3 protein-coding genes are annotated in these 7,508 nt (G+C 53.0%); 1 reads left to right on the top strand and 2 read right to left on the bottom strand.

The window, feature by feature from the left end:
• Positions 1-85 precede the first annotated feature (85 nt).
• The gene (locus QUA36_RS11720; RefSeq protein WP_445301433.1) at positions 86-3,868 is read left to right on the top strand and encodes a calcium-binding protein; all 3,783 of its coding nucleotides are present in this window, start codon (positions 86-88) and stop codon (positions 3,866-3,868) included.
• Positions 3,869-4,096: 228 nt separating this feature from the next.
• On the opposite strand, the gene QUA36_RS11715 is transcribed toward QUA36_RS11720, so the two are convergent.
• Together QUA36_RS11715 and QUA36_RS11710 are read right to left on the bottom strand one after the other, a co-directional pair.
• Positions 4,097-5,287 (bottom strand): GIY-YIG nuclease family protein, encoded by a 1,191-nt coding sequence (locus QUA36_RS11715; RefSeq protein ID WP_333457521.1) that lies wholly within the window; start codon positions 5,285-5,287, stop codon positions 4,097-4,099.
• Complete coding sequence (locus QUA36_RS11710; protein ID WP_333457519.1) at positions 5,280-7,355, bottom strand: DEAD/DEAH box helicase; 2,076 nt, start codon at positions 7,353-7,355, stop codon at positions 5,280-5,282. Before QUA36_RS11710 ends, QUA36_RS11715 begins: the two co-directional genes overlap by 8 nt.
• Positions 7,356-7,508 lie beyond the last annotated feature (153 nt).

Raw genomic sequence — 7,508 nt, 5'->3', positions numbered from 1 at the left:
TAGAGTTGAATTCCTTGACGGGGTAGATTCATATATCTCTTTTTTTGTCAACTTCTAATACTGTACCGACGCTCTAGACGCCGGAATAGGCAACGACTATCTCTACGGCGGTACCGGCAAAGACACCCTAAATGCCGGCCTCGGCAACGACCAACTTTACGGCGGCGGCGATGCCGACATTCTCCTCGGCAAAGAAGGCGACGACAACCTCTACGGCGAAGCTGGCGACGACACCCTCGATGCAGCAGAAGGCAAGGATTCCCTCTACGGTGGCGATGGTAAAGACATTCTCGATGCCGGAATTGACAACGACTATCTCTGGGGTGGTCAAGACGATGACACTTTATCAGCCCAAGCTGGCGATGACTACCTGTTTGGCGAAGGTGGCAACGACTCACTCAACGCAGCAGAAGGCAACGACAGTCTCTACGGTGGAGACGGCAAAGACATTCTTGATGCCGGAATTGGCAACGACTATCTCTGGGGTGGTCAAGACGATGACACTTTATCAGCCCAAGCTGGCGATGACTACTTGTTTGGGGAATCTGGCAACGACAGCCTCGATGCAGCCGAAGGCAACGATTCCCTTTACGGCGATAGTGGCAAAGACTTTCTCAATGCTGGCGCAGACAACGACTATCTCTGGGGTGGTCAAGACGACGATACTTTATCAGCCCAAGCTGGCGATGACTACTTGTTTGGGGAAAACGGCGATGACATCCTTGATGCTGGCGAAGGCAACGATTCCCTTTATGGTGGCGATGGCAAAGACATTCTCGATGCCGGAATTGATAACGACTATCTCTGGGGTGGTCAAGACGATGACAATTTATCAGCCCAAGCTGGCGATGACTACTTGTTTGGGGAAAACGGCGATGACATCCTCGATGCTGGCGAAGGTAACGATACCCTCTACGGTGGCGACGGCAAAGATACCCTGTTCGGCGAAGCTGGCAACGACTTATTAGAAGGCGGTTTCGGCGACGACTCACTCTTAGCAGGCGACGGTAACGATACCCTTCTCGGTCAAGCTGACAACGACACTCTGTACGGCTTCGGTGGCGATGACATCCTGGAAGGCAACTCAGGAAAAGACCGACTTTTTGGGGAACTCGGCAACGATACTCTCAGTGGCGGTACTGAAAACGATACCCTCGAAGGTGGTGACGGTAACGACATTCTGGACGGTGGTGATCATAACGACACTCTGTTCGGACAAGTCGGTGATGATACGGTTATCGGCAACCGTGGCGATGACATTGTTGATGGCGGTTCCGGCAATGATTTGCTTCAGGGTAATCAAGGGCGCGATCGAATTTTCGGTCAATCCGGCCTCGACACCCTCCTCGGTGGCGACGATAGCGACACTCTGTGGGGAGGAGACGACGCTGACAACTTGCTGGGAGAATCCGGCAGCGATACCCTGTTCGGCGGTTTCGGCAACGACCAACTCGACGGCGGCGAAAATAATGACAGCCTCTACGGGGAAGGTGGCGATGATACCCTAGCTGGCGGAACAGAGGACGATTTCGTAGATGGCGGCACCGAAAACGACACTCTCTCCGGCAATGACGGCAGTGACAAATTATACGGCCGCCAAGGCAACGACTTCTTAGAAGGCAATGCCGATAATGACCAACTGTGGGGTGGAGATAACGAGGATACGCTGTTAGGACAAACCGGAGATGACATTCTGCGGGGTGAATCGGGCAATGACAGCCTTGATGGTGGCGAAGGGGCCGATCGACTTTTTGGTCAAATCGGCAAAGATACCCTCTCCGGTAACATTGGCGACGACTACTTAGAAGGTGGCGGAGACGATGATAGCTTAAGTGGGGGCGCAGGGCGCGATCGCATTTTCGGAAATGACGGCAATGACTTCGCCGACGGCAACAGTGGCGACGACTACATCGACGGCGGGGCGAACAACGATACTTTAGCAGGGGGAGAAGGGCGCGATCGCATTTTCGGTCAATCCGGCAACGACAGCCTCGAAGGCAACGACGACAACGACTTCCTCGATGCCGGTACCGGAAATGACACCCTGTGGGGCAACGACGGCGACGACGAACTCTACGGCCGAGAAGACCTTGATTTCATCGATGGTGGCCGCGGCAGCGACCAAATCTACGGCGGAGATGCAGCCGACACCCTCCTCGGACAAACCGGAAACGACAACATCGACGGTGGTTCCGGCGCAGACTCGATTCTCGGCGGCGATGGCAACGACAACATTTGGGCAAAAGCCGGCGATGACTCGATTTTTGCCGGCGCCGGCAGCGACAACATTTGGGGCGACGAAGACAACGACCTGATTTTTGGAGAAGCAGGCGAAGACAAAATCGACGGCGGTTCCGGCTACGACACCATAGACGGCGGCGCCGGCAACGACCAACTGTTCGGCGGTACGGGCAACGACCAATTATTAGGAGGTGCCGGCAACGACAAAATTGACGGCAGCATCGACGACGACAAACTCTTCGGAGGCGCCGGCAACGACTTGATGTTTGGCAGTCAAGGGCAAGACACCATGCTAGGCGAAGTCGGAGAAGACACCCTCTACGGTGGCGATGAAACCGACTTGATGGACGGCGGCGCCAGTAACGACATGGTTTTCGGCGACTCCGGCGATGACACCCTCACAGGCGATTCCGGCGACGACACCCTCACAGGTGGTGGTGGCAACGACTGGATGGGCGGTGGTAACGGCGACGACTTAATGTTCGGTGAATGCGACGACGACACCATGCTGGGAGGTGCCGGTAAGGACACCCTTGACGGCGGTTGTGGCAACGATTTGCTAACCGGGGAAGCTGGCAGCGACAACCTGTTGGGTAATGAAGGCGATGACAGTCTTGATGGCGGCAGCAGCAATGACACCCTTGATGGCGGTAATGGCAACGACTTCTTAAATGGTGGCAGCGGCAACGATAGCCTGAACGGTAACGACGGCGATGACAGCGTTTACGGCGGTGAAGGCAACAACCTACTCAAGGGCGGCAACGGCTTAGATACGCTGATTGGAGGCAGCAGTTCCGACATCTTTGTGCTAGCACCAAGTTCGGGACTCGACAACATTGTTTACTTCCAGGTCGATCGCGATTACTTCGGACTCTCACAAAACCTCACTTTTGACCAATTGCAAATCGTTCAAGGCGGTGAAAATTATACTAACGATGCTTTGATTAGCATCGCAGGCACCGGCGAACACTTAGCTTGGGTGAAAGATACTCAATTTAGTGCGATCGACAGTTCTCGGTTTATTTCCATCACCCCCGGAGCCCCGCTGCCTGGAGTTTTCAATACTGCCTCGGATACCGATCTTTTAACCGGCGAACCTGTTGATAGTGACGATGTTCTAAGTGCGATCGACAGCGGTTCTGATACTAGCTTGTCCAGCACGATTACTGAACCAATTAGTCAGCCAAACAGCACGATTACTGCACTAATTGACCAGTCAAGTAGCACGATTACTGCATCAATTGACCAGTCAAATAGCACGATTACTACTCTAGAAAGTGCCAGCCAGCCACTGGTGACAACAGCTACTAATCCAGCTATTTCAATAGCAACTGATGGCACATCTACCACCGATGACATCTTGCTGAATGGCGGTTCAATTCCAACACTGAATAGCTTTAGTGGCATCGATGATGACATTCTCATCTACGATTCTAACAGCTTGTTAACATCTCTAACCAACGCTCAAACTCAGCCAATTATTCCTTTGACAGCGACGACTGTTGGTAGTGCGATCGCTCCTAATGCTAATCCTTCTGGTCAGGAATCTGACCTCTTCCTTAATGCGAATCCTAGTCCCATTCAGCTACCAACAAGTAGCGATTTAAGTGGCACTTCTACCTTGTAGTAATTGTAGGTTTGCTTGAGGGCGATTGAATAGATAAAAACCTGGTTTCTTCAAGAAGCCGGGTTTTTTGCAGTTTTTTCGGTTTGTAATATCAAATCCGGGTTGTATCGTTGACCGTTGCCTGGTCATGATTTAACCGCAGAGAACACAGAGGACACAGAGGGAGAGAAGAGAGATATCAATAATTATGCTACGGGATTTGATATTAGCTATTGTTGCGATCGAGCCTTACGATCGCGTGAGCTTTGCTGTTTCCAGATCGTACCGGAATTGATCGAGGGTTCCTTCCTTGATTTTTTCGATCGCCTCTTCAATGGCTTCTAGTGGAACGAAGAACCACTCCCTTGGCTGCACTGGTATGCCGAAGCGATCCTGTAATTCCAAATCCAATCGAGCGCTGGCGAAGAACTTCTGAAGGAGTGCCTCAAGTCGCTTCCGGTTCATATTTGCCAGTTTGAATTTTGCGACGATTTCCACATCTGCTAGCAGATAGGTGGGGTCTTTCTTGGCGTTGGCAATTCGGCTTTTTACGTCTCCTCCGGTGACGCCGATCTTGTGAATAATAAACCGATTCTCCGCAATGAAGGGGTGATCCGATTGGCTCCTGAGCACGTAAATGTACCCAGTTGGTAAGTCGTCTGCTGCTTCAATATGGGAAAATAGGGGGCCGAAATCTGGGGTGGTGATGCGGCGGCTGGCCTTGTCTTTATTTAAAGCACGCTGGAGCGATCGCAACAGCAAATCGCTCTCGGTGGCATTGTCATAAACCACCCTCAGCCGGCAGTCCGATCGACCATAGTCGCTGACAAACGGCTCACCCATATCGACCACCATCACCTTCTGCCCATCAAGGATGAACAAATCACCTTCCTTTACGGCCGCATAGTCCTGATATTTGATGGTTTGCCGTTCCCCCGACTGCAATTGCCGTTGCACTTTGTCAAAGATGGGTTTGAATTCATCAAAGTCCTGACAGGGAGTACGTTGGGCGATTTCCTCGGCTGCTTTGATTTCGCTGCGCGATCGCACATGAGTAAGCTGGGTTACGTCGTTCTCTGAGGCTGCATCGACTCCCAGGGAGGTTAGCAGTGCTTCATCTGTGAGATCGCGAACTGTGATCAGGCTGGCATCAGTCTCAGCATCTAAGAGTCCGCGAGAGTCTAGCGGTTCCAAGACGGCGCGACATTCCTCCGATTCTCGCAGGCGATCGAGCCGTACCGCATAAAGCCGCTCGAAGATATCGCGATCTTCCCCATGCTGGGGCAGTCTGCCATATTCTTCCACAAACCGCTCGATCTCCTCAAACCCTGCGATGATCCGCTCTTCTCTGGCAGAACGCTGGCCGGAGGGTTCGGGGGTCATGTCCATGCCCAATTCACCGAGCAATTCCAAATCATCATCGGTGGTGTACTTAGGCATTAGTTTCCTCCTTCACTTTGCGTTGCAGGAAGGCAACTCCTTCTGCCATCCGTTTTTCCCAGGGATCGACTGCTGTGAGAGAGGGCAACCTGCCTTTTTCTTGCTTGAACCGCAGCGCCCGTTTGGCTAATTCCCGCGCTTCTTCCACGCTAAGGGTTACTCGCTTAGCCGCAATGACTTCTGCCACCTGCTTCAGCCGTTCTTCGCTCATGGACTTAGCCAGGATGGCATAGGCTTCGCCAAAGGGATTGATGCGATCGATCAGATCCATATCGAGGTCTGTTACCGATAGGGCGAACTTCCTCACCCCATCGAGGAGTGAGGTGTTTTTCGCTGCTTCCCCACCACCAGGATTTGTGGCGTACTGCCCACCACCTTCGTTCATGGTTTTTTTAGCTTGTTGGACAAGGGTTAGGGCGGCGATCGCGTGTTGGCGGACGGCTTCTCGATCTTCCGCTTCTAGATTTGGGAACTTCTCTTTGACGATTTTGCCCATGCGAACTTGGGTTAGTTCTTCTGGCACCAGTTCTTCATCAAATAGGCCGCGCTCGATCGCGGGCTTATCTTGGACAAATGCCGTCACCAGTTCGGTCAAGTCTTCGCGGCAGATGCGTTCGGCTTCCGGGCTCTTGGGTTCGGCTAATCCCTTAATTTCCATTTGAATCAGGCCTCTCTCTGGATTGATGCCCACGTTGCACTTGCCAGGATTGTAACCATCTTCCCCGTAGTCGAAGCCCGGTGTTGGTTGATTGTCGGGACGCTTGGGTTTGAACTCGAAGCGTGGCGCGAGCACTTGCTCCATCAGTAGGCTGGCTGCAATGGCTTTGAGCGTGTCGTTCACTGCCTCGGTGACGGCAGATTCGGCGGCATCCGGCTCGGCAATCAGGTTGGTGAACCGAGCGCGGGTTTTCCCTGGTGCATCGCGGGTGGCACGACCGATAATCTGAATAATCTCTGTCAAACTGGAGCGGTAGCCGATCGTCAGGGCGTGCTCGCACCAGATCCAATCGAAGCCTTCTTTCGCCATGCCGAGGGCGATGATGATGTCCACACGATCGCGATTGTTCTTATGGGTGGGGTCTTTTAGGGCGGTGGCGACTTTATCCCGTTTGGTGGGGTCGTCGTCTACGAGATCGGCAATCTTGAGAATCGTGCCGTCGGCGGTTTTAACCAGTTGAAATCCCGTCTTGGGGTCGGTGCCTTGCCATTCGCCCAGTTCCTCGATGATGTGCTCCACCTCGCGGATCTTGTCCTTCGTACTTTCGCGGGAGTTGACGTTGGGAATGTGCAGGATGGTTTTCTCTTTGGGGTTTAGCACCTGCACGATTTCGTCGGTGTAGCTACCCGCGTAGAAGTAGTAGCCAATGTCGAGTTGCTTGAGGTATTGGTAGCCGTTGAGCTGTTCGTAGTAGGTGTAGGTGACGGTATCGAATCGGGATTCGTCTTCGGGGTGCAAGACGGCTTCGGCATCGCCGCGAAAGTAGGAGCCGGTCATGGCTATGATGTGGGTTTTGTCGCGGGCCATGAGTTGGCGGACACGATCGCCCAGCTTGTTGTCTGGGTTGGACGAAACATGGTGAAATTCGTCTATGGCGATCAGGCGATCGTCTAAGACTTCGATACCGAATTTGTCCACGGCAAAGCGGAATGTGGCGTGAGTGCAGACCAGAATCTTGGCACCGCTGGCTAGAAACTTCTGCACCGCGCCCACTTTGCCGCCGTCGTTTCCCGGTGCGTCGCAGAGATTCCACTTCGGTTCAACTTGCCAATCGGCCCAAAAGCCAAACTGACTCAGCGGCTCATCGTGGAAGCTGGAGCCGATCGCCTTTTCTGGCACGACGATGATGGCTTGTTTGAGGTTCTGGTTCTCTAGTTTGTCCAGGGCGATGAACATCAATGCGCGACTTTTGCCGGAGGCGGGGGGCGATTTTATTAGGAGATATTGTTCGCCGCGCTTTTGGTAGGCGCGTTCTTGCATCGGGCGCATACCGAGGGCGTTGGGGCGGGTGGAGGTGCCATCCTGGGCGTAGGTGACGGAAACTGAGGGAATCGCGATCGGTTTGCTCATCGGAATTTTTTTAGATATTTTTGTGCTAGAGCTGGTTTAAGAGTTCTGTTTATAGTGATTAACTTGTTCAAAGAAAGAATACGGGGACTGAAGTCCCTCGCGCCGCTTCCCTCTCAGGACTGAAGTCTCTGAGTTTCCCGCATCCGATATTAA

The organism is Microcoleus sp. Pol10D4 (genome assembly GCF_036701555.1).
In the GTDB taxonomy this organism is placed as follows: Bacteria; Cyanobacteriota; Cyanobacteriia; order Cyanobacteriales; family Microcoleaceae; genus Microcoleus.
Note: the sequence above shows the minus strand (reverse complement) of the source record. Positions and strands in the feature narration are given on the sequence as shown.